This is a genomic window from Blastococcus brunescens, assembly GCF_035320885.1.
GTDB classification, from domain to species: Bacteria; Actinomycetota; Actinomycetes; order Mycobacteriales; family Geodermatophilaceae; genus Blastococcus_B; species Blastococcus_B brunescens.
Window position 1 is genome coordinate 351058 of the sequence record NZ_CP141261.1, and the last position, 20132, is coordinate 371189.

Annotated in this window: 20 protein-coding genes, 1 tRNA gene and 4 pseudogenes; 14 read left to right on the forward strand and 11 right to left on the reverse strand. The window is 72.9% G+C overall.

Annotation, left to right across the window (positions count from 1 at the left end; genetic code table 11):
• Positions 1-55 precede the first annotated feature (55 nt).
• Positions 56-289, forward strand: a complete 234-nt coding sequence (locus tag U6N30_RS02560; RefSeq protein ID WP_324276010.1) for a hypothetical protein — start codon at positions 56-58, stop codon at positions 287-289.
• A 2-nt stretch (positions 290-291) separates the two neighbouring features.
• Here U6N30_RS02560 and U6N30_RS33145 read toward each other — a convergent pair.
• Together U6N30_RS33145 and U6N30_RS02575 are read right to left on the reverse strand one after the other, a co-directional pair.
• Positions 292-1079 (reverse strand): annotated as a pseudogene (locus U6N30_RS33145) (enoyl-CoA hydratase/isomerase family protein).
• 49 nt (positions 1080-1128) lie between these two features.
• A complete protein-coding gene (locus U6N30_RS02575) occupies positions 1129-2550 on the reverse strand; it encodes a dolichyl-phosphate-mannose--protein mannosyltransferase (RefSeq protein WP_324276012.1) in 1422 nt (473 codons plus the stop codon).
• A gap of 191 nt (positions 2551-2741) precedes the next feature.
• On the opposite strand from U6N30_RS02575, the gene rsmI reads away from it, so the two are divergent.
• Positions 2742-3536 (forward strand): 16S rRNA (cytidine(1402)-2'-O)-methyltransferase, encoded by a 795-nt coding sequence (gene rsmI / locus U6N30_RS02580; RefSeq protein ID WP_324276013.1) that lies wholly within the window; start codon positions 2742-2744, stop codon positions 3534-3536.
• Positions 3537-3597: 61 nt separating this feature from the next.
• Here the strand turns inward: rsmI and U6N30_RS02585 are convergent, their stop codons facing one another.
• The 3 genes from U6N30_RS02585 to U6N30_RS02595 all read right to left on the reverse strand — a co-directional run bounded on the left by U6N30_RS02585 (position 3598) and on the right by U6N30_RS02595 (position 6126).
• Entirely contained in the window at positions 3598-4506 is a 909-nt protein-coding gene (locus U6N30_RS02585; protein ID WP_324276014.1) for a DUF559 domain-containing protein, read from the reverse strand.
• A gap of 180 nt (positions 4507-4686) precedes the next feature.
• Positions 4687-5655: a magnesium/cobalt transporter CorA gene (gene corA, locus U6N30_RS02590; protein ID WP_324276015.1), complete on the reverse strand. Its 969-nt coding sequence runs from the start codon at positions 5653-5655 to the stop codon at positions 4687-4689.
• 249 nt (positions 5656-5904) lie between these two features.
• Positions 5905-6126, reverse strand: a complete 222-nt coding sequence (locus U6N30_RS02595) for a hypothetical protein (RefSeq protein ID WP_324276016.1) — start codon at positions 6124-6126, stop codon at positions 5905-5907.
• Positions 6127-6171: 45 nt separating this feature from the next.
• Between U6N30_RS02595 and U6N30_RS02600 the strand changes: the two genes are divergently transcribed.
• Positions 6172-6606 carry a hypothetical protein gene (locus U6N30_RS02600; RefSeq protein ID WP_324276017.1) on the forward strand — a complete coding sequence of 145 codons (435 nt, stop codon included), beginning with the start codon at positions 6172-6174 and terminating at the stop codon, positions 6604-6606.
• 465 nt (positions 6607-7071) lie between these two features.
• On the opposite strand, the gene U6N30_RS02605 is transcribed toward U6N30_RS02600, so the two are convergent.
• On the reverse strand, positions 7072-8283 hold the full coding sequence (locus tag U6N30_RS02605; protein ID WP_324276018.1) for an IS110 family RNA-guided transposase: 1212 nt from the start codon (positions 8281-8283) through the stop codon (positions 7072-7074).
• Between the two features lie 46 nt (positions 8284-8329).
• Between U6N30_RS02605 and metG the strand changes: the two genes are divergently transcribed.
• From metG to U6N30_RS02635, 6 genes and pseudogenes are all read left to right on the forward strand, one after another.
• Complete coding sequence (gene metG, locus U6N30_RS02610; protein WP_324276019.1) at positions 8330-10135, forward strand: methionine--tRNA ligase; 1806 nt, start codon at positions 8330-8332, stop codon at positions 10133-10135.
• 73 nt (positions 10136-10208) lie between these two features.
• Positions 10209-11103, forward strand: a pseudogene (locus U6N30_RS02615) (TatD family hydrolase).
• A gap of 172 nt (positions 11104-11275) precedes the next feature.
• Positions 11276-12121 (forward strand): hypothetical protein, encoded by an 846-nt coding sequence (locus U6N30_RS02620; RefSeq protein ID WP_324276020.1) that lies wholly within the window; start codon positions 11276-11278, stop codon positions 12119-12121.
• 318 nt (positions 12122-12439) lie between these two features.
• Positions 12440-13522, forward strand: a complete 1083-nt coding sequence (locus tag U6N30_RS02625; RefSeq protein WP_324276021.1) for a ubiquitin-like domain-containing protein — start codon at positions 12440-12442, stop codon at positions 13520-13522.
• 55 nt (positions 13523-13577) lie between these two features.
• Positions 13578-14399, forward strand: coding sequence for a 16S rRNA (adenine(1518)-N(6)/adenine(1519)-N(6))-dimethyltransferase RsmA (gene rsmA, locus U6N30_RS02630; protein ID WP_324276022.1), 822 nt, complete (start codon positions 13578-13580; stop codon positions 14397-14399).
• 196 nt (positions 14400-14595) lie between these two features.
• Positions 14596-15318 carry a 4-(cytidine 5'-diphospho)-2-C-methyl-D-erythritol kinase gene (locus tag U6N30_RS02635; RefSeq protein WP_324276023.1) on the forward strand — a complete coding sequence of 241 codons (723 nt, stop codon included), beginning with the start codon at positions 14596-14598 and terminating at the stop codon, positions 15316-15318.
• Between the two features lie 63 nt (positions 15319-15381).
• Here the strand turns inward: U6N30_RS02635 and U6N30_RS02640 are convergent, their stop codons facing one another.
• The 5 genes and pseudogenes from U6N30_RS02640 to U6N30_RS02660 all read right to left on the reverse strand — a co-directional run bounded on the left by U6N30_RS02640 (position 15382) and on the right by U6N30_RS02660 (position 17079).
• Entirely contained in the window at positions 15382-15528 is a 147-nt protein-coding gene (locus tag U6N30_RS02640; RefSeq protein WP_324276024.1) for a hypothetical protein, read from the reverse strand.
• A 353-nt stretch (positions 15529-15881) separates the two neighbouring features.
• Positions 15882-16031: pseudogene (locus U6N30_RS02645) on the reverse strand (TetR family transcriptional regulator); the annotation flags it as partial.
• Positions 16032-16068: 37 nt separating this feature from the next.
• Positions 16069-16230, reverse strand: coding sequence for a hypothetical protein (locus tag U6N30_RS02650; protein WP_324276025.1), 162 nt, complete (start codon positions 16228-16230; stop codon positions 16069-16071).
• Between the two features lie 58 nt (positions 16231-16288).
• A complete protein-coding gene (locus tag U6N30_RS02655; RefSeq protein WP_324276026.1) occupies positions 16289-16501 on the reverse strand; it encodes a hypothetical protein in 213 nt (70 codons plus the stop codon).
• Positions 16498-17079, reverse strand: coding sequence for an acyl-CoA desaturase (locus tag U6N30_RS02660; RefSeq protein ID WP_324276027.1), 582 nt, complete (start codon positions 17077-17079; stop codon positions 16498-16500). Before U6N30_RS02660 ends, U6N30_RS02655 begins: the two co-directional genes overlap by 4 nt.
• 204 nt (positions 17080-17283) lie before the next feature.
• On the opposite strand from U6N30_RS02660, the gene U6N30_RS02665 reads away from it, so the two are divergent.
• From U6N30_RS02665 to U6N30_RS02685, 5 genes and pseudogenes are all read left to right on the forward strand, one after another.
• Positions 17284-17356 (forward strand) — tRNA-Gln (locus tag U6N30_RS02665).
• Between the two features lie 31 nt (positions 17357-17387).
• Entirely contained in the window at positions 17388-18176 is a 789-nt protein-coding gene (locus U6N30_RS02670; RefSeq protein WP_324276028.1) for an NTP transferase domain-containing protein, read from the forward strand.
• Entirely contained in the window at positions 18161-18388 is a 228-nt protein-coding gene (locus tag U6N30_RS02675) for a hypothetical protein (RefSeq protein ID WP_324276029.1), read from the forward strand. Before U6N30_RS02670 ends, U6N30_RS02675 begins: the two co-directional genes overlap by 16 nt.
• Entirely contained in the window at positions 18385-19047 is a 663-nt protein-coding gene (locus U6N30_RS02680; RefSeq protein WP_324276030.1) for a DapH/DapD/GlmU-related protein, read from the forward strand. Before U6N30_RS02675 ends, U6N30_RS02680 begins: the two co-directional genes overlap by 4 nt.
• Positions 18944-19887, forward strand: a pseudogene (locus U6N30_RS02685) (ribose-phosphate diphosphokinase). The gene U6N30_RS02680 and the pseudogene U6N30_RS02685 overlap by 104 nt, the downstream one beginning before the upstream one ends.
• Positions 19888-20132 lie beyond the last annotated feature (245 nt).

The following is a 20132-nucleotide window of genomic DNA, read 5'->3' on the forward strand; positions in this document are numbered from 1 at the left end:
CCGACGCCGTCGGGGCCACCGCCCCGGCGGCGTTCGCCGTTGACGAGGAGACGACGTGAGCGCGCAGGGTGAGCCGGAACCCGACGACCAGCGCGCGGTCCGGTTCCGCTGGATCGCCCGGGGCGTGGTCGCCGCGATCGGGCTCTACTTCCTCGCCGACGGGCTCAGCGGGATGTGGTCCGACGTGGGTCCCCTCGCCCAGGTGCTCATCGTCGGCGCCGTCGTGCTCGGCATTGCCGTCGTCGCCCTCGTGCTCCTGCGCCTGGACCGTGGCAGCCGGGAGCGCTGAGCTCACCGGGCGTCGCGGAAGTCGGGCGCCCGCTTCTCGACGAACGCCCGCACACCCTCGCGGCCCTCGGGGTCGGCCGCGGACTCGGCGATGAGCTGCGCCTCGTCGTCCAACTGCTCCTCGAGCGTGCGGGTCGCGGCGCGCCGGACCAGCGCCCGGGTGCGCACCATCGCCCGGATCGGTCCGGCGGCCATCTCGCGGGCGACCTGCTCGGTCGTCGCGCGCAGGTCGTCGTCCTCGACCAGGCGCGCCACCAGCCCGGTGAGGTGCGCCTCGGCGGCGGTGAGCGCGCCGTTCGTCAGCATCAGGTCCAGCGCCCGGGGCGCCCCGAGCGCGCGGGTCAGCGCCCAGGACGTACCGCCGTCGGGGAGAAGCCGATGGCCCCGTAGGCGGGGCGGATCGTCGTCGTCCGCGCGCAGATCACCAGATCGCAGGCGCCCACAAGCCCGACGCCCGCCCCGGCCACCGCGCCCTGCACGCCGGCGACCACCGGGACGGGGCAGGAGAGGACCGTCCGGATCACCTCGTGCCAGTCGTGCGCGAGCTGCCCGACGAAAGCGCCCGGATCGTCGGCGCCGGCGAAGGAGCGCACGTCGCCGCCGACGCAGAAGCGCGGTCCGTTGGCCAGCAGCAGGACGACGCGGGTGTCCTCCGGCCGGGCGGCGAACGCCGCTGCGAGCTCCGCGGCCAGCCGCGGGGTCAGCGCGTTGCCGGTCTCCGGCCGGTCGAGGGTGATGCGCCAGACGTCTCCGTCGGCGGCGGTGAGCACGGCGGGGCGGTCCTCGGGCATCGTCGTCCCCTCCTCCTGGCCGGTGGGCGGAACCGTACGGGCTGCCCGCTCAGAACCACGACGGGAACCACATCCGCAGCAGCCACTCGGGCTGCGACAGCGGCTGCCCGGTCAGCACCGGGTAGAAGAAGACGAACGTGGCCGCGACCAGCGCGACGTAGAGGCACACCGCGCCCAGGCCGATCTGGCGCCGCAGCGGATCGGCGTCCCGGCGTCCCAGGACGTCCTGCAGGACCAGCACGACAGCCAGGACGAAGAAGGGCAGCGCCGGCGCCATGTAGAAGATGAACATGGTCCGGTCGAGGTTGAGGAACCAGGTGAGCCAGCCGGCCGCGATCCCCACGGCCACCGGGACCGCTGCCGGGTCGCGGCGCGCGACGATGCGCCAGCCCAGCCAGAGCAGCGCGGGGACGAAGGCGAACCACAGGGTCGGCGTCCCGACCATCAGGATGTAGCGGACCACCTGGTCGCCGGCGTCGTCGGTCAGGCCCTGCGGGTTCCACAGCAGGATGGGTCGGCCGTCGACCAGCCAGGACCACGGTCCCGACTCCCAGGGGTGCGGGGAGGACAGCCCGTTGTGGAACTCCAGCCACTGGGCGTGCTCGTGCCACAGCGAGCGCAGCGCGTCGGGGATCCAGGGGAACGCGGTCTCGGGGTTCTGCTGCGCCCAGGCCTTGCCCTGCGAGGTCTCGCCCAGGAACCAGCCGGTGAACGAGGCCAGGTAGGTGAGCACCGGGACGACGGCCAGGGCCCACACCGCGCCGGGCAGTCCGCGGCGGAGCGCCGTCCGGGTGGGGCTCGGGACCCGGGCCTCGCGCCAGGCCACCCGGTCCCAGAACAGGCTCAGGACCGCGAAGAAGGCGAGGAACCAGACGCCGCTCCACTTCACCGAGCAGGCGCAGCCGAAGAGGACACCGGCCGCGATCCGCCAGCCCCGCGGACCCAGGCGGGTCGGCACGCCACCCATCGTGCGGACCCGGTCCCGCACGACGTCGCGGTCCACCACGAGGCAGGCGACGGCGGAGACGACGAAGACCTGCAGGAAGACGTCGAGCAGGCCGATCCGTGCGAGCGTGAAGGAGAAGGCGTCGAGGGCGAGCAGCAGGCCGGCCAGCAGACCCAGCACGGTGGAGCCGGTGAGCCGCCTCGCCAGCCGCACCAGGACGACGACCGCGATCGCGCCGGCCACCGCGGACGGGAACCGCCAGCCGAGGGAGTTGTAGCCGAACAGCTGCTCTCCGGCCGCGATCAGCCACTTGCCCAGCGGCGGGTGGACGATGAACGAGTAGCCGCGGTTGTACTCGAAGCCCCAGGTCAGCAGCTGCTCCGCGTGCCGCGGGTAGTAGGCCTCGTCGAAGAGCAGGTCCTTCGGGTACGTGATGCCCCACAGCCGGACGGCGAGGGCGGCCACGCCCAGGACCGCGGTGAGGACCCAGGACAGCCGGCGGTCGTCGGGCAGCGGCGGGGACACGTCGCGGCGGGGGCGGGGAGCGGCCGGCGGCAGGCGGCCGGTCGGGACTCCGGCGCTGCCTCCGCACGTCGGGGAGCCAGCACCGCCATGCCTGCAGGGTATGTGGGCGCTCCGCCGGCACCGTCGTGACAGGCTCGCCCCGTGAGCGGACGGCTGGTGCTCGGTGGCGCACCCTCGGGCAGCCGGGCGACGTGGGGCCTCGGCTGCGCGAGGTGATGGCGACCGCCGACGTCCTCGCGGTCGAGGACACCCGCCGGCTGCGCCGGCTCGCCTCCGACCTCGGGGTCACCTTCACCGGTCGGGTGGTGACCTTCCACGAGTCGGTGGAGAAGGCCCGGCTGCCCGGGCTGATGTCGGCGTTGGACGACGGCGCGACGGTTCTGCTGCTCACCGACGCCGGGATGCCCTCGGTGTCCGATCCCGGCTACACGCTGGTGCGGGCGGCGATCGAGGCCGGCGTGCACGTCACTTCCGTGCCCGGGCCCTCGGCGGTGACGACGGCGCTCGCGGTCTCCGGCCTGCCGGTCGACCGGTTCTGCTTCGAGGGCTTCCTGCCTCGCAAGGGCGGCGAGCGGCGCTCGGCGCTGGCCGCGCTGGCCGACGAGCGCCGCACGATGGTCTTCTTCGAGTCGCCGCACCGGCTGGCCGACGCGCTGGCCGACGCCGCCGCCGCCTTCGGGGCCGACCGCGGGGCCGCGGTGTGCCGGGAGCTGACCAAGACCTACGAGGAGATCCGCCGGGGGCCGCTGGCCGAGCTCGCGGACTGGGCCGCCGAGGGCGTGAAGGGCGAGATCACCCTCGTCGTCGCCGGTGCCACCGCGGCCCCGGTCGCCCTCGAACCGGTCGACCTGGCGGCGGCGGTGGCGGCCGAGGAGGCGGCGGGCGCGACCCGCAAGGACGCGATCCGCGCGGTGGTCGTCCGCACCGGGCTGCCGCGGCGCACCGTCTACGACGCCGTCGTCACCCACAAGAGCCCCCAGGCATAGGTACCTATACGTGCGTTTTCGGGCCCCGGATGCACGTATAGGTACCTATGCCCTGGGGTGCTCAGCCGACGCGCAGCTGCCGCATGCGAGCGGTGTGGACGGCGAGCACCTTGGCCCGGACGCCGGCCGGGTCCCTCAGCACGTCGGCGTAGGTGAACCGGAGAACGACCCAGCCCAACGCCGCCAGCTCACGGTCGCGCGCGAGATCCCTCTGGCGGTCCTCCGGTGAGGTGTGGTGAGCCGCACCGTCGAGTTCGACCGCGAGCTTCGCCTCTGGCCAGCAGCGGTCGAGTCGGATCCGCCCGGTCGGCAGGTCCACCGAGTGCTGCCCGACGCTCCGCGGCAGGGAGCGGTGCCTGAACACGGTGAGGACCCCGTGGGCCTCCAGCTCGCTCTGCACGCCGTCCTCCATCAGATCGATCGCGTGGAGCAGCCCTCGGCGTCCGCCCACGTTGGAACGCTCGCTCAACGCTTCCCGGATCTGAGCGGGAGTCACGAGGCCCCGCCGGTTGACGTCGAGGAGCAGGGGACGCCGTTCCTGCATTGGGAGCAGGGGCCACGAGTCGACGATCGTGCGGGGCAGCCGTGTCACGCGCAGGCCCTGCCGTTCGACGCACTGGTCCGATCCCGGGTCGAAGCGCAGTCGCCGGTGCACCACGAGGTCGCGTGCGCCAGTCCGTTTCAGCCCTTGGTCGACAGTCAGGTGCAGCGGCCGCTCGAGGGTTCGCAGCTCCCACACCGCGAGCGCCGTCGTGTGGCTCAGAGCCGCGACGGGGCCTGTGTGCAGCAAGGCCGCGCGCAGGAGGGCGTGGTCGTCGAACGTCGCGTCGCGGTGGCGGTAGACGTGCGGGAAGACCCGGACGAGTGTCCGACGGCCGATGTGCCCGTCCAGGACGACGGCAGGGATGCGCTCGAGCAGCTGTCGCCGCGTCGCCAGCCCACCGTTGTCCTTGACGGTCTCGCGGAGCACTGCTCGCCAATCCATGCTGCAGAGAGTGCCGATGCCTGCGTCGCTGGTGGGCGCAGATCCCCTCGCCTGTGGACAACTGCGGCGAACTCCGTGCCGGCGACCGAGGCATAGGTACCTATACCTGCGTGGCGGCGCCCAAGACGCACGTATAGGTACCCATGCCCGGACGTGGCCGATCGGCTACAGCCAGCCGTTGCGCTTGAAGCCTCGGTAGAGCATCACCACGACGGCCACGATCACCAGCAGCACGATGGGATAGCCGTACCGCCACTCGAGCTCGGGCATGTACTCGAAGTTCATCCCGTAGATCCCCGCGATCGCGGTGGGGACGGCGATGATGCCGGCGTAGGCCGAGATCTTCCGCATGTCCTCGTTGTCGGCCAGCGTCGTCCGGGCCAGCGACGCCTGCAGGATCGACGACAGCAGCTCGTCGAGGCCGCCGACCTGGTCGCGCACCCGGATGGCGTGGTCCTGGACGTCCCGGAAGTAGGAGCGCATCGGATCTGGGACCACGTCGATCTGCCGCTCGGCGAGCTTCTGCAGCGGCACCTCGAGCGGTGACACCGCCTTGCGCAGGCTCATCAGCTCCCGCTTGAGCTGGTACAGCCGGCCGATGTCGTCGGTGCGCTGGGGGCTGAAGACGGAGGCCTCGAGCTCGTCGACGTCCTCGGTCACCGCAACCGCCACCTCCACGAAGCTGTCGACGACGAGGTCGGCCACGGCGTAGAGGACGGCGGACGGTCCCAGGCACAGCAGGTCGCGCTGGTCCTCCAGCCGTGCACGGAGATCCGTGAGCCCCGAGTGCGACCCGTGCCGCACCGTGATCACGTACGAGGGTCCGAGGAAGACCATCACCTCGCCGGTGTCGACGACCTCGCTGGTCGCGGTGAGCTCCTCGTGCTCCACGTAGGTCGCGGTCTTGAGCACCATGAACAGCCCGTCGTCGTAGTGCTCGAGCTTGGGCCGCTGGTGGGCGTAGACGGCATCCTCGACCGCGAGCGGGTGCAGGCCGTAGCGCTCGCTGATCGAGGTGAGCTCCTCCTCGGTCGGCTCGTAGAGACCCAGCCAGACGAACCCGCCCTGGGCGACCGCCGTCGTCAACGCGTCGTGCGGCGGGACGGGCGCTTGACGCCGGCCGTCCACGTACACGGCGCAGTCGACGACGACGTCCTCACCCTCGCGACGCGCGGGGCGCGGCCTCGGGGCTCCGGCCGGCCGTGGGCGCAGGGCCGGCGCGTGCTGCGGGGAGGGCCGACGGGCAGGTCCGCGGGCGCGTCGGTGTCGGCCATCGTCCACCCTCCTGAGATCGATCCGGCCGGTGCAGCGTAGGCATGCCGGCCGTGCCGGGAGGGCGCGCCTCCTCCTCACCCTCGCGGGTGAGATCCGCGCGCAGCCTCTTCAGGCGTGACCGTGACGGGCCGAGCTGACCCCTATGGCGATGAGCGTGCTGGAGGTCCGCGACACGTTCGCGCCGCGGCACGTCCTCGTGCCGGCGGTGTCGCGTCCCGCGACCGCCGCCACGCCCGCCACGGTCGTGTCCCGCCGGGTGCCGATGGCCGTCCTCGGTGCCGGGCTCATCGGCGTCACCGAGGCCATCGCTCTCCTGGCGGTCTCCCTCACCGGTCTCGACGGGCTGCTCACGGGGGAGCCGGGTGGGCCGTCGCCGTGTCGCTCGTCGTGCTCGCCGCCTGGATCGTGCTCTGCGCCGGGAGCGCCGCCGCGATGGTGGACGGCACCGGCCGCGCGCTGCTGGCGGGCGTCGCCTATGCCGAGATGGCCCTGGTCGCCACCCTCCTGGTCGTCGCGACCGCGACTCCGTTCGCCAACCCGACCTCGCTGCCCCTGCCGGCGCTGGGCCTGCTGGCCCTGGCCGTCCCGGTGGCCAAGCTGCTCCTGGCCGGCGCGCCGTCCGCGCAGCGCTGGATCGCCCAGGGCCCCCGCGCCCGCGTGCGCCGTCCCGACCCGGTGCAGGCGCACCGCCTGCTCGCCACGGTCACGCTGAGCGCCATCGGCCTCGCGCTGTGCGCGGTGACGATCCTCGCGCCGGTCCCCGCCGGGGACGTCCACGACCCGGCCTCGGCCGTCTTCACCCAGGACTGATATGTGAGGTCGGTCTGTCAAGTGGCAGGTCGAGGCGCCGCCAGGGCTGGCTGCTCTGGCGGCGCCTCTTCTGTGCTGGCTCGTGCGAGGCATCGACGGAGTTGGCGTGTCGTGCGACGCGCGGTCGAGACTGATATGCGCGGGTTGGATACCGCAGTACGGCGTTCGGCTGGGGCGCCTCGGCGTGTCTGAGGTCGAGCGTCACGACGTCGTGCCTGTGTCGGGTCGACGTGGTGGCTCACAGTCCTTCCGCCGGTCGGGCCCCTCGCGCTGCTTCCGTTGCTGCCCGGTGCTCGAGCCAGGTCTGTGATGGGGTGGCGGCTCCCTCGGCTTGCTCGCGCCCCGGGTTGCTGTTCGGTGTCGCCCGCAGCCGGGGTCAAGGCTGGCCGGAGGCCACCCGGAGGGCATGGCCTTGACCACGGCGAGGACGGCGCCAGCAGGGTGGCCCGGGCGGGAGCGAGCCGGTCAGGCGTCGGGAAGAGTGGCCAGCGACCAGCACCAGCCGGCCAGTTCGCGGGCAATCGCGACGCAGGCCACGGTGTGCTTCTTATTGCGGCTGCTCAGCTGGACCCAGCGATCGTGCAGACGCTGATTGCCGGCGTGCCCGCGAACCCGGGCAGCCGGAGTTGCCTGGTCCCAGCGGGCGCGCATGGTCGGCCCGATCCGGTAGGCGGGCTGGTGGTGCCAGGCGGCTTCGACCAGCAGCCGTCGGACGTGGCTGTTGCCGGTCTTGGTGATCGCGCCCTGGCGTCGGGAGTTGCCCGAGGAATGTTCGGAGGGGATCAGGCCGAGGTAGGCGCCGATGCTGGCGCCGGTGAACCGCGACCAGTCGCCGATCTCCACGGCCAGGGAGAAGCCGGTCAGGGTGGAGATGCCGCGCAGGCAGCACAACCGCCAGGTCACCGGGGTGAACTCGCTGTCGGCGGCCAGCGCGGTGATCTGCTCGTCCAGCCGATCACGGCGGGCCACCGTCAGCGTCAGTGCTTCCAGGTCGGCGGCGTAGGCGGCCTGGGTGCCCGCCCGCCCCGGCCCGTCGAAGCGGATCTGCCGTAGCCACTGCTCGTGCTTGCCGGTCCAGGCCGCGCCGCCGGAGTAGACGTGGCCGTGCCGCAGTAGCAGCTTGGAGAGCCGATGCCGCACCCTCATCAGGTCACCGCGGGCGTCCTCGCGGGCCCGAACCAGATCCCGGGCCGATTCCTGGGCCACGGTGGGCACCCGGACGGCGACGATGTCGTCCAGGCGCAGCAGCCTGGCCAGCAGCACCGCGTCCCGGGCGTCGGTCTTGATCCGATCCCCGGGCGGGCGGTTGATCTTCGACGGCGCGGCCACCTCGCAGCGGATCCCGGCAGCTGCCAGTGCCCGGGCCAGCCCGAAGCCGGTCGGCCCGGCCTCGTAGGTCACCGCCGCCGGCGCCGGCAGATCGTGCACCCAATCTAGGACCACGCGCGGATCAGGCACCAGCCGCTGCTTGATCAACTCGCCGGTGACACCGTCAATCGCCGCCGCGGAAACCGATCGTGCATGCACATCCAGCCCAACGCTCGTACGCTCTGCACCCATCGGGGCCTCCCCACACATGTCGGATAGGCCGGGCAGGGGCTCTCTGTCCGGCAACCCACGAATCTGTGTGAGTGGGGCCCCGACCCGCAACCGCTCCTCACGGAACCGTCGGGTCATACGGTCTGACCCGAGCCGGCTGGACGCCGCTCACTAGTCTCGGGCCGTGACAGATCGGCACATCCTGACCGCAGTCGCCTGGCCCTATGCGAACGGGCCGAGGCACATCGGCCACGTCTCCGGGTTCGGCGTCCCCTCCGACGTCTTCAGCCGGTACCACCGCATGGCCGGGGACGACGTCCTCATGGTCAGCGGCACCGACGAGCACGGCACCCCGATCACGGTCGCGGCCGACGCCGAGGGCATCACGCCCCGGGAGATCGCCGACCGGAACAACCGGATCATCGTCGGCGACCTGCAGTCCCTCGGGCTCAGCTACGACCTGTTCACGCGGACGACGACGGCCAACCACGCGGCGGTGAGCCAGGAGATCTTCCTGGGCCTGCTGAAGAACGGGTACGTCTTCCCGAAGACGACGCTGGGCGCGATCAGCCCGTCGACCGGCCGCACCCTGCCCGACCGCTACATCGAGGGCACCTGCCCGATCTGCGGCTACGACGGCGCGCGTGGCGACCAGTGCGACAACTGCGGCAACCAGCTGGACCCGATCGACCTGATCAACCCGGTCAGCAAGATCAACGGCGAGGCGCCGAAGTTCGTGGAGGAGGAGCACTACTTCCTCGACCTGCCGGCCTTCACGCGGGCGCTCGGCGACTGGCTGGGCACCCGGAAGAGCTGGCGGCCCAACGTCCTGAACTTCAGCGTGAACCTGCTCACCGACCTCAAGCCGCGCAGCTACACCCGGGACATCGACTGGGGCGTCCCGGTGCCGCTCGACGGCTGGCGCGACCGCAGCGACAAGCGCATCTACGTGTGGTTCGACGCCGTCGTGGGTTACCTGTCGGCGTCGATCGAGTGGGCCCGCCGCTCCGGGAACCCCGACGCCTGGCGGCAGTGGTGGCAGGAGCCGGACGCGGATGCCTACTACTTCATGGGCAAGGACAACATCGTCTTCCACTCCGAGATCTGGCCCGCCCAGCTGCTCGGCTACAACGGCGCGGGCGACAAGGGCGGCACACCGGGTCCCTACGGCCGGCTGAACCTGCCGACCGAGGTGGTCTCGAGCGAGTTCCTGACCATGGAGGGCCGTAAGTTCTCCTCCTCACGGAACGTGGTCATCTACGTGCGCGACTTCCTGGCCCGCTACGACGCCGACGCGCTGCGCTACTTCATCGCCGTCGCCGGCCCGGAGAACCAGGACACCGACTTCACCTGGGCGGAGTTCCTTCGCCGCAACAACGACGAGCTGGTCGCGGGCTGGGGAAACCTGATCAACCGGTCGGTGTCGATGGCGGCGAAGAACGTCGGCGCCGTCCCGACCCCCGGCGAGCTGACCGACGACGACCGCGCATTGCTGGCCACCACCTCCGGCGCGTTCGCCCCCGTGGGTGAGCTCCTGTCGCGCAACCGGCAGAAGGCGGCGATCAACGAGGCGATGCGGGTCGTCGGCGAGGCGAACAAGTACCTGTCCGACCAGGCACCGTGGAAGCTCAAGGAGGACCCGGCGCGGCGGGACACCGTCTTGCACACCGCGCTCCAGGCGATCAAGGACTGCAACGCCCTGCTGACGCCGTTCCTCCCGCACTCCTCCCAGACGGTGCACGAGCTGCTGGGCGGGACCGGGGTCTGGTCGGTCGCGCCGGAGATCCAGGAGGTCGCCGACCTCGACGACGGGTCGCCGTACCCGATCATCACCGGCCGCTACGAGCAGGGGCAGGCGGTGTGGGCGTCCACGCCGCTCCCGGCTCCCGGGACGCCGCTGGCCCCGCCGAAGCCGATCTTCACCAAGCTGGACCCGTCGATCGTCGACGAGGAGCTCCGGCGCCTGGAGGAAGACGGGGACCCTGCGTGAGCGAGCTCGCGAGCTCACCCAGAGACGCAGCAGTCGGGCGAAGCGGCGTGACGAGCGCTGGCGAGGAGCGTCGATGAGTCGGTCGGCCTCGTCCCGCGCGAACCGGCGGGGCGAGCCGCCGCCGTCGCCCGAGCCGCTGCCCGCACCCGCCGTGGACAGCCACACGCACCTGGACATCGTCCTGGGCGAGCGGCCGGCGAGGGACGAGCACGGGGAGTGGGCCTCGGACGACGACGTCGACGCCGAGATCGCCGCTGCGGAGGCGGTCGGCGTGACGCGACTCGTGCAGGTCGGGGTCGACGTGCCGTCGTCCCGCTGGTCGGCGCAGGTGGCCGCGCGGCACCCGAACGTGCTCGCCGCCGTCGCGCTGCACCCCAACGAGGCCGGCGCGGGTGCGGCGGACGAGTCGGCTCTGGCCGAGATCGACCGGCTCGCCGCGCTGCCCCACGTGCGCGCGGTGGGGAGACCGGCCTGGACCGGTTCCGCACCGGCCCCGAGGGGTGGGCGGCGCAGGAGGCCTCGTTCCGGGCGCACATCGACATCGCCAAGCGGCACGGCCGGGCCCTGGTCATCCACGACCGGGACGCGCACGAGGAGATCCTCCGGGTGCTCGACGACGAGGGGCTCCCGAGCACACGGTCTTCCACTGCTTCTCCGGCGACCCCGAGTTCGCCCGGGCCTGCGTGGCACGCGGTCACGTGCTGTCCTTCGCCGGCACCCTCACGTTCGGCAACGCCGGCTACCTGCGGGAGGCCGCCGCGCTCACCCCGGTCGACCAGCTGCTGGTGGAGACCGACGCGCCGTTCCTCACGCCGATGCCGCACCGTGGTCGCCCGAACGCCTCCCGGCTGGTGCCGCACACGGTTCGGGCGCTCGCGGAGGTGATCGGCACCGACCTCGCCGAGCTCTGCGACCACCTGACCGCCACCGCCGAACGCGTCTTCGGCCCGTGGGACATGCAGAAGTAGGCGGGAAGGTCGTTCGGAGCGGGGGCCGGAGGGTCCCCCGAGGAATGACCAGGTCAACCCCGCGAAGCGGGTCCTGACGACGGGGGCCGGAGGCTCCCCGGAGGAAGGACGGGAAGGGCTCCGAGCAACAGGGGAACGGCAATTGGTGGCGGTGTCGTCCGGGAGGACGACAATGGGCACCGTGGGCCGCCTCATCGTCGTACTCCTGTTCATCGCCGTGCTGGTTCCTGGCGTCCTCCTGGCCCGCGCGTGGGGCCTGGCTGCCGGACGCCGGGTGGTCGCGGGTGGCGCCGTGGAGCTCGTCGAGCCGACGGCCGAGGGCTTGCGCACGCTGCGTCGCCAGGCCCTGCACGGTCGCCGGGTCCGCCGGCTGGGGTTGCTGGCCGGTGTCGCGGGCGTCGTCGCGAGCGTGGTGATGCTCGCGGAGGAGTCGATCTTCCTGTGGGTGCCGATCCTGGTGGTCGGCCTGCTCCTCGGCGTGCTCCTGGCCGAGGCGGCGCGGCCGCGACCGCGGTGGAAGACGGCGGTGCCCGCCCGCCGGCCCCGGCGGACGGAGCAGATCTCGCCCTGGCTGCTCTGGACGGCGCGCGTCGTCGTCCTGGTCCAGCTGGCCGTCACCGTCTCGCTGTGGCGGAAGGACGAGCTGGGTGACCCGGTGGCCCTGGCAGCCGTGGCGGCGCCCGCGACGGCGTGGATCCTGGCCGAGATCGCTCTGCTCCGGGCGCTGCTGCGGCCGCTGCCGGCCGACGGTGCGGACGTGCCCGTCGACGAGGCGCTGCGCACCTGGACCGCCCACCTGGTCACCGCCGCGACGACCGTGCTCGCACTGCTCCCGCTCGGCGCCCTGCTGCTGCGTGCCGGCATCGATCCCGACGGCGTGAGCGAGGGGTACGACTTCCTGCCCGTCGCGCTGGTGGCTGGCGGTTTCTCGGCGCTGGCTGCGGGGACCGCCGTGGCGGTTTTCCTGGTCACCTGGCTGCGACCGGTGCGTTCCAGCGCTCGCGCCCTCGCCGGATAGCGAGGGCTGCCGGGCTGCGGTGCCGAAATCGGCCTGTGGAGTAGCTCACCGGTCACGGGGAAGTCACGCGGTCGTCTCACCTGCACCTTCTGCACGTTCTGTCACGCACCGTGTCGGCGCGCCCACGAACCGCACGTGAATCCCTCTGCTGTACTTCCTGTGCAGCATTGCCATACGCACCGTGTTCGTTATCGTGTCGTGACCGACAGCCGGGATGGGGAACCCTCCGGGCGGCGATCACCGGCCGGGCGCCCAGCGCTCCTGACCGGCTGCCGGCCCGGACTCCTGCCCGGACTCCGTGACCCCGTGGAAGTACTCGTGCGCCGCTCCCTCCAGCTCAGCCTGTTCGCCGTGGTCCTCCTCGGACTGCTCGGCGGCACGCTCGCCTACTTCGTCGCCCAGAAGTCCGTGACGCTCACCGTCGACGGTCAGGTCCGGACCGTCGGCACCTACGCCGGCACGGTCGGCGAGGTGCTGGACGAGGAGGGCCTGGAGCCGACCGCCCACGACGTCGTCCTGCCGGCCGCCCAGCAGGCGCTCGCCGACGGCGACGCGGTGGTCGTCAACCGCGCCCGGCCGCTGGAGCTCACCGTCGACGGCGTCTCGCGCGAGGTCTACGTGACGGCGCTGTCGGTGGACGAGGCCCTCGCCCAGCTCGGGTACCGCGGCGACCTGGTCCTCTCCGCCAGCCGCAGCGAGCGCCTGCCGCTCGACGGCATGCAGCTCACGATCGCCACGCCCAAGGACATCGTCCTGGTCAGCGACGGCCAGGAGCGCGTCGTCACCACGACGGCCGCCACCGCCGGTGACCTGCTGGCCGAGCAGCGCATCGCGCTGAGCGAGACCGACCGCACCAGCCTCTACCTGAACCAGGGCCTGCTGAACCGCATGCGTCTGCAGGTGTTCCGCGTGCAGGTCTCCGAGGTCACCGAGACCACCGCCATCCCGCACGAGCGGGTCGAGACGCCGGACGCCGAGGCGCTCGAGGGCGAGAAGACCGTGACCCAGGAGGGCGCCGACGGCGAGCACGTGTCCACGCTGCGCGTCACCGTCGTCGACGGCGTCGAGACCGCCCGCGAGACGCTCACCACGACCGTCACCCGCGAGCAGGTCCCCGAGCTCGTCACCGTCGGCACCAAGCCCCGCCCGGCGAACAGCCCTGCCGCCGACGGTCTGAACTGGGCTGCGCTGGCGCAGTGCGAGTCCGGTGGACGGGCCAGTGTCGTGAGCTCCAACGGGCTGTACCACGGGCTGTACCAGTTCTCCGTCAGCACATGGCGCTCGGTGGGCGGCTCCGGGCTCCCCTCGCAGGCCTCGCCCGACGAGCAGACGTACCGGGCTCAGCTGCTCTACAACAAGGCCGGTGCCGGCCAGTGGCCGCACTGCGGCAGGAACCTCTGATCGGCTTCTGCTGAGCACTCCACCTGAGCAGTCCGACGGACTGCTGGGTCCCGCGGTGATCCGCGAGCTGGCCCAGCAGCTCGACCTGCGCCCGACCAAGACCCTCGGCCAGAACTTCCTGCACGACGCCAACACGATCCGGCGGATCGTGCGCACCGCCGAGGTGCGCCCGGACGACGTCGTCCTCGAGGTCGGCCCGGGCCTCGGCTCGCTCACCCTGGGACTGCTGCCCGCCGCCGCCCGCGTCGTCGCCGTCGAGATCGACTCGCGCCTGGCCGGTCTCCTGCCGCGCACCGTGGCCGACCGGCGTCCCGACCTGGCCGACCGCCTCGAGGTCGTGACCGCCGACGCCCTGCGGCTTCCGGAGCTGCCGGGGCCGCCGCCGACCGCGCTGGTCGCCAACCTGCCGTACAACGTCGCGGTGCCGGTCCTGCTGGAGCTGCTCGAGCTGCTGCCCACGCTCGACCGGGCGCTCATCCTGGTCCAGGCGGAGGTCGCGGAGCGGCTCGCGGCGCCCCCGGGCGGTTCCGCCTACGGCGTGCCCTCGGTGAAGGCCGCCTGGTACGGCGAGGTGCGCCGGGCCGGGTCGGTGGGCCGCAAGGTCTTCTGGCCCGAGCCGAACGTCGACTCCGGCCTCGTGGCGCTGGTCCGCCGTCCGCCCCCGCCCGGCGACCGCCGGGCCACCTTCGCGGTCGTGGACGCGGCGTTCGCGATGCGCCGCAAGGGACTGCGGGCCGCGCTCGCCCGGTGGGCCGGGAGCCCCGCGGCGGCCGAGGCCCGGCTGCGGGCGGCCGGCATCGACCCCGCTGCGCGGGGCGAGCAGCTCTCGGTGACCGACTTCGCCCGGCTCGCCGCGACCGATCCGGTGGACGCATGAGCGTCGTGGCAGCCCGGGCGCCGGCCAAGGTCAACGTGCACCTCGGGGTCGGCCCTCTGCGCCCTGACGGGTTCCACGAACTGCGCACCGTCTACCTCGCGGTCTCCCTGTTCGACACCGTGACGGCCCGTCCCGGGGACGGGCTCACGCTGACCGTGACGGGGAGGGGACCGGTGGGGCGCGCGGTGCCGACCTGGTGCCGACCGACCGGCGCAACCTCGTCTGGCGCGCCGCCGAGCTTCTCGCGGCGGCCGCCGGTGTGCCGGCCGACGCGTCCCTCCAGATCGACAAGTCGATCCCGGCGGCGGCCGGACTGGCAGGTGGCAGCGCCGATGCCGCGGCCGCTCTCGTCGCCCTGGATGCCCTCTGGAGCACCCGCGCGAGCCGCGCGGACCTCCTCGACCTCGCCGCGCAGCTGGGCAGTGACGTGCCGTTCAGCCTGGTCGGCGGTGTCGCCCTGGGCATGGGCCGCGGCGAGCAGGTGACGCCGGTGCTGTCGCGGACCCGCTGGGACTGGGTCCTGGGCATCGCCGGGGAGGGGTTGTCGACGCCCGCGGTCTACGGCGAGCTGGACCGGATGCGGGCCGCCGGCCGGGCACCGGACGACGGGTCCCTGGACGTCGAACCGGTCCTGGCGGCACTGCGCAGCGGGCCGACGACGGCGTTGGCTCCCGCGCTGGCCAACGACCTGCAGGCGCCGGCCCTCGCGCTGCGTCCCACCCTCGGGCGGGCGCTGCGTGCCGCCACCGAGGCAGGCGCCGTCGCGGCGATCCTCAGCGGCTCCGGGCCGACGGTGGCGGCGCTCACCGGGAACGAGCAGGACGCGCACCGGCTCGCCGCCGAGCTGGCCGGCGCCGGTGTCTTCCGGACCGTGCGGGCCGTGCACGGTCCGGTGCCCGGCGCGCGCCTCGTCGCCTGAGAAAGGACCCTCCTGCCCCCACCGCTCGCACGCTCGCAGCGGGCCCCTGCAGGAGGGCCGGCCTCACGGGCTGCTCGGCGCGCCGACTGCTCGCGGGGACCGGTCGAGGTGCGCCAGGCCGTTGTAGGACAGGTTGACCAGGTGCGCGGCCACCTCGTCCTTGCCGAGCGCCCGGTTGTCCAGCCACCACTCGCCGACGAGGGCGACCATGCCGACCAGGGCCTGGCTGTAGAGCTGCGCCAGCCGGGGTCGTACCCGCGGGTGGCGAACTCGCGGGCCAGGATGTGCTCGACCTTGCGCGCCACCTCCCCGATGAGGGAGGAGAAGGACGTCCCGCCGCCGGTTCCGGGAGCGTCGCGGGTCAGCACCCGGAAGCCGTCGGTCTCCTCCTCGATGTAGTCCAGGAGGACCAGCGCGGCGCTCTCCAGCATCTCGCGCAGCGGGCCGGGCGCTGCCAGGGACGACGAGAAGCGGTCGAGGAGCGCCTGCATCTCCCGGTCCACCACGGCCTGGTAGAGGCCTTCCTTGCCACCGAAGTGCTCGTACACGACGGGCTTGCTCACGTCGGCGTGGGCGGCCAGCTCCTCGACCGAGGTGGCCTCGAAGCCGCGCTCGGCGAACAGCTCGCGCCCGATGTCGAGCAGCTGCCGACGGCGTTGCTCGCCGGTCATCCGGACCCGGGCGCGCGCCCCGCCGCTGGTCACGCGCGACATCGTGGCCCGTCCCCCTGTCCGGGGAGGGCGGTCGACCTCAGGCCGACGCCGGGACGGGTGCCGGCGCGGCCTCCGTCGTGTCGACGCGGCGCTTGGCCGCGAGCCGGACCGGGTCGGGCCACCGGACGTCGCGCGCCCAGCCGAGCTTCTCGAACACCCAGATGGTCCGCGCGCTGATGTCGATCTGACCGCGCAGCACCCGTGCCGGGCGCACGTCGGGTCGGCGTGGTGCAGGTTGTGCCAGGACTCGCCGGCGCTCAGGATCGCCAGCGGCCAGAAGTTCGTCGCGCGGTCGCGGCCGGGGAGACGAACGGCCGGTCGCCGACCACGTGGCAGACGGAGTTGATCGACCACGTGACGTGGTGCAGCAGGGCGACGCGGACCAGGCCGGCCCAGAAGAAGGCCGACCACGCGCCGGCCCAAGAACCGGTCACCAGGCCGCCGATGAGCGCGGGGGCTGCCAGGCTCACGAACGCCCACACCACGAACAGCTTGCTGGTGGTGACCAGGGCGCCGTCCTTGAGCAGGTCGGGGCGTAGCGCTCCTGGTTGGTCTTGCGCCGGTCGAACAGCCAGCCGAGGTGGGCGTGGAACATGCCCTTGAGCAGCGACCGCAGGTCGGTGCCGTACCGCCACGGGGAGTGCGGGTCCCCGGCCCGGTCGGAGAAGGCGTGGTGGCGGCGGTGGTCGGCCACCCACTGGATGACCGGCCCCTGGATCGCCATCGACCCGGCGGCCGCCAGCGCCAGCCGCAGCGGCCGCGTGGCCTTGAACGAGCCGTGCGTGAAGTGCCGGTGGTAGCCGACCGTCACGCCGAGGAGGGTCAGGTAGTAGAAGCCGACGGCGAGACCGACGTCGAGCCAGGACAGCCCCCAGCCCCAGACGGCGGGGACGACGGCGCCGAGAGCGAGGAACGGGACGAGCACGATCACGTACAGCGTGATGATCTCGAGCGTGCTCTTGCGCCGGCCGATGGCGCTGGCGGGCAGCCCGGCGTGGGGGTCGGCGAGCGGAGGGGCCGTGGGCCGGGTGAGAGCGGGAGCGGACAAGGGAACTCCTGAGCGGTGTCTGGGCCTCGCGCGGGGTCGAGGACCATCCAGCGCCGTGCCTACGTGCCCGTAACCTACGGCAGCGTAGGGAGCCCGGCGACTCGGCCTCCGCGCCCGGTGGGTGCCCTGGCGGCCGGGCGGCCCTAGGCTTCGTCCCGGGTGCCGGCGGTCCGCGGTGCCCTCGCGGGCCGCAGCGCCCGCGGGTGGGGGATGGGGTAATCGGCAGCCCGCCGGCCTTTGGAGCCGTGCAGTCTCGGTTCGAGTCCGAGTCCCCCAGCTCGACGAGTGCCGTCAGTCTGAGGAGATCCGTGATCGCGCAGGAGCCGTCCGCCGCAGTCCCCTCGCCGGTGGTGGCCGCCGTCGTCGTCCTCGCGGCCGGGCAGGGCACCCGCATGCGGTCCTCCGTGCCCAAGGTCCTGCACACCCTGGGCGGGCGCAGCCTGCTGGGCCACGTGCTCGCCGCCGCAGAACCCCTGGGTGCCGGCACCACCGTCGTCGTCGTCGGCTCCGGTCGTGACCAGGTCGAGCAGCACCTCGCGCAGATCGCCCCCACCGCACTGGCCGTCGTCCAGGAGCAGCAGCTGGGATCCGGGCACGCGGCCGAGGTGGCGCTGGCGGCGGTGCCCGACCTCGACGGCGCCGTCCTCGTCGTCAACGGCGACTCCCCGTTGCTCACCAGCGCAACCCTGACCGCCCTCGTCGCGGCGCACGACGCGGCCGGCAGCGTGTTCACCGTCCTGACCGCCGAGGTCGACGACCCGACCGGCCTGGGCCGGATCGTGCGGGACGAGCGGGGCGCCCCGCAGGCCATCGTCGAGGAGCGCGACGCCACCGACGAGCAGCGCGCCATCCGCGAGGTCAACGCCGGGGTGTACGTCGCCAACGCCGGCACGCTCCGCCGGGTCCTGGCCGGCCTGGGCACCGGCAACGCCCAGGGCGAGCAGTACCTGACCGACGCGCTGGCGCCGCTGGTCGGGGCGGCGCCCCGACCGCGGCCGTCCGCGCCGACGACGCCGACGACGTCCTCGGCTGCAACGACCGGGTCGAGCTCGCCGCGCGCCGCCGCACGCTCAACGACCGCGTGCTCGGGAACCTGATGCGCAGCGGGGTCACCGTGGTCGACCCGCAGACCACCTGGGTCGACGTCACCTGCGCCGTCGGACCGGACGCGGTCCTGGAGCCGGGCACCCAGCTGCGCGGCGCCACCTCCGTGGGCCCCGGCGCCGTGGTCGGGCCGGACAGCACCCTGGTCGACTGCCGGGTCGACGAGGGGCGAGCGTCGTCCGCTCGCACTGCCTCGGCGCGGTGATCGGCCCGGACGCCACGGTCGGCCCGTTCAGCTATCTGCGCCCGGGCACCCGGCTGGAGCGCGACGCCAAGGTGGGCGCCTTCGTGGAGACGAAGAACGTCGAGGTGGGTGAGGGGTCGAAGGTGCCCCACCTCTCCTACGTCGGCGACGCGACCATCGGCCGCGGCGCGAACATCGGCGCGGCGACGGTGTTCGTCAACTACGACGGCGTGGCCAAGCACCGCACGACGATCGGTGACCAGGTGCGGATCGGGTCGGACACCATGCTCGTGGCGCCGGTCACGGTGGGCGACGGCGCCTACACGGCGGCGGGGTCCGTGATCACCTCGGACGTCCCCCGGGTGCCATGGCCGTCGCACGGGCGCCCCAGCGGAATGTGGCAGGCTGGGTTCGCCGCCGCCGCTCCGGAACCCCTGCGGCCGAGGCCGCGGAAGCGGCCGAGAACCGGGCGGAGGCACCTTCGGGAGGCCGCTCCGACGCCGCCCGGACGGACACCGAGCAGTAGGGACAGCAGAGCCGATGAGCGCGATCCGGCAGGCGAACAGCAAGAGCCTGATGCTCTTCTCCGGGCGGGCCTACCCCGAACTGGCCGACGAGATCGCGGGGCACCTGGGGGTCACCCCGACCCCGACCGCCGCCTACGAGTTCGCCAACGGTGAGCTGTTCGTCCGGTTCGAGGAGTCGGTCCGCGGCTGCGACGCCTTCGTCGTCCAGAGCCACACCGCGCCGATCAACACCTGGCTCGTGGAGCAGCTGATCATGGTCGACGCGCTCAAGCGCGCCTCGGCCAAGCGGATCACCGTCGTCGCGCCGTTCTTCCCCTACGCCCGGCAGGACAAGAAGCACCGCGGCCGCGAGCCGATCTCCGCCCGCCTGGTCGCCGACATGTTCAAGACCGCCGGCGCCGACCGCTTGATGACCGTCGACCTGCACACCGCCCAGATCCAGGGTTTTTCGACGGCCCGGTCGACCACCTCTTCGCCCTCGACCTGCTCGTCCAGCACGTGTGCGAGCGGTGGGGCGACCGCGACATCACCGTCGTCTCGCCGGACTCCGGTCGCGTCCGGGTCGCCGAGCGGTGGACCGACAAGCTCGGCGGCACGCCGCTGGCCTTCATCCACAAGACCCGCGACCCGCTGCGGCCCAACGAGGTCAAGGCCAACCGCGTCGTCGGTGAGGTCGAGGGCCGGGTCTGCATCCTCGTCGACGACATGATCGACACCGGCGGCACGATCGTGAAGGCCGCCGAGACCCTCTTCGAGGCCGGCGCCGCCGACGTCATCGTCACCGCCACCCACGGCGTCCTCTCCGGCCCTGCCGTGGACCGGCTGAAGAACAGCAAGGTCAGCGAGGTCATCGTGACCAACACGCTGCCCATCGAGGCCGAGCGTCACTTCGACAAGCTCACCGTCCTCTCGATCGCCCCGCTGCTCGCGCGGGCCATCAAGGAGGTCTTCGAGGACGGCTCGGTCACCAGCCTCTTCGACGGGGCCAGTTGATCTGTCGTCCTCCGGACGACACCGCCATGACACTGTCGTCCTCCGGACGACACCGCGGCCAAGTGCCGTCCCGACTTGCGCTGAGCCGCTTCCCGGACCACCTCGGGGAGCCTCCGGCCCCCGCTCGGCGGACCGGCCTCGCGGGGCGGCTCCGGTCCCAGCGCCCTCGTCTCCCGTCCCGTCCTCCCTCGGGGAACCCTCCGGGCTCCCGCTCGGGAGGACCGCTTCGCGGCTGTCGCGGCTCT

Excerpts from the sequence above, each read along its gene's own strand:
- U6N30_RS02640 (WP_324276024.1), bottom strand. The coding sequence starts at position 15,528 with ATGGTCGCCCTCGTCGGCGAGTGGTGGCTGGACAACCGGGCGCTCGGC.
- U6N30_RS02605 (WP_324276018.1), bottom strand. The coding sequence starts at position 8,283 with ATGACCCGACGGTTCCGTGAGGAGCGGTTGCGGGTCGGGGCCCCACTC.
- U6N30_RS02620 (WP_324276020.1), top strand. The coding sequence starts at position 11,276 with ATGGGCACCGTGGGCCGCCTCATCGTCGTACTCCTGTTCATCGCCGTG.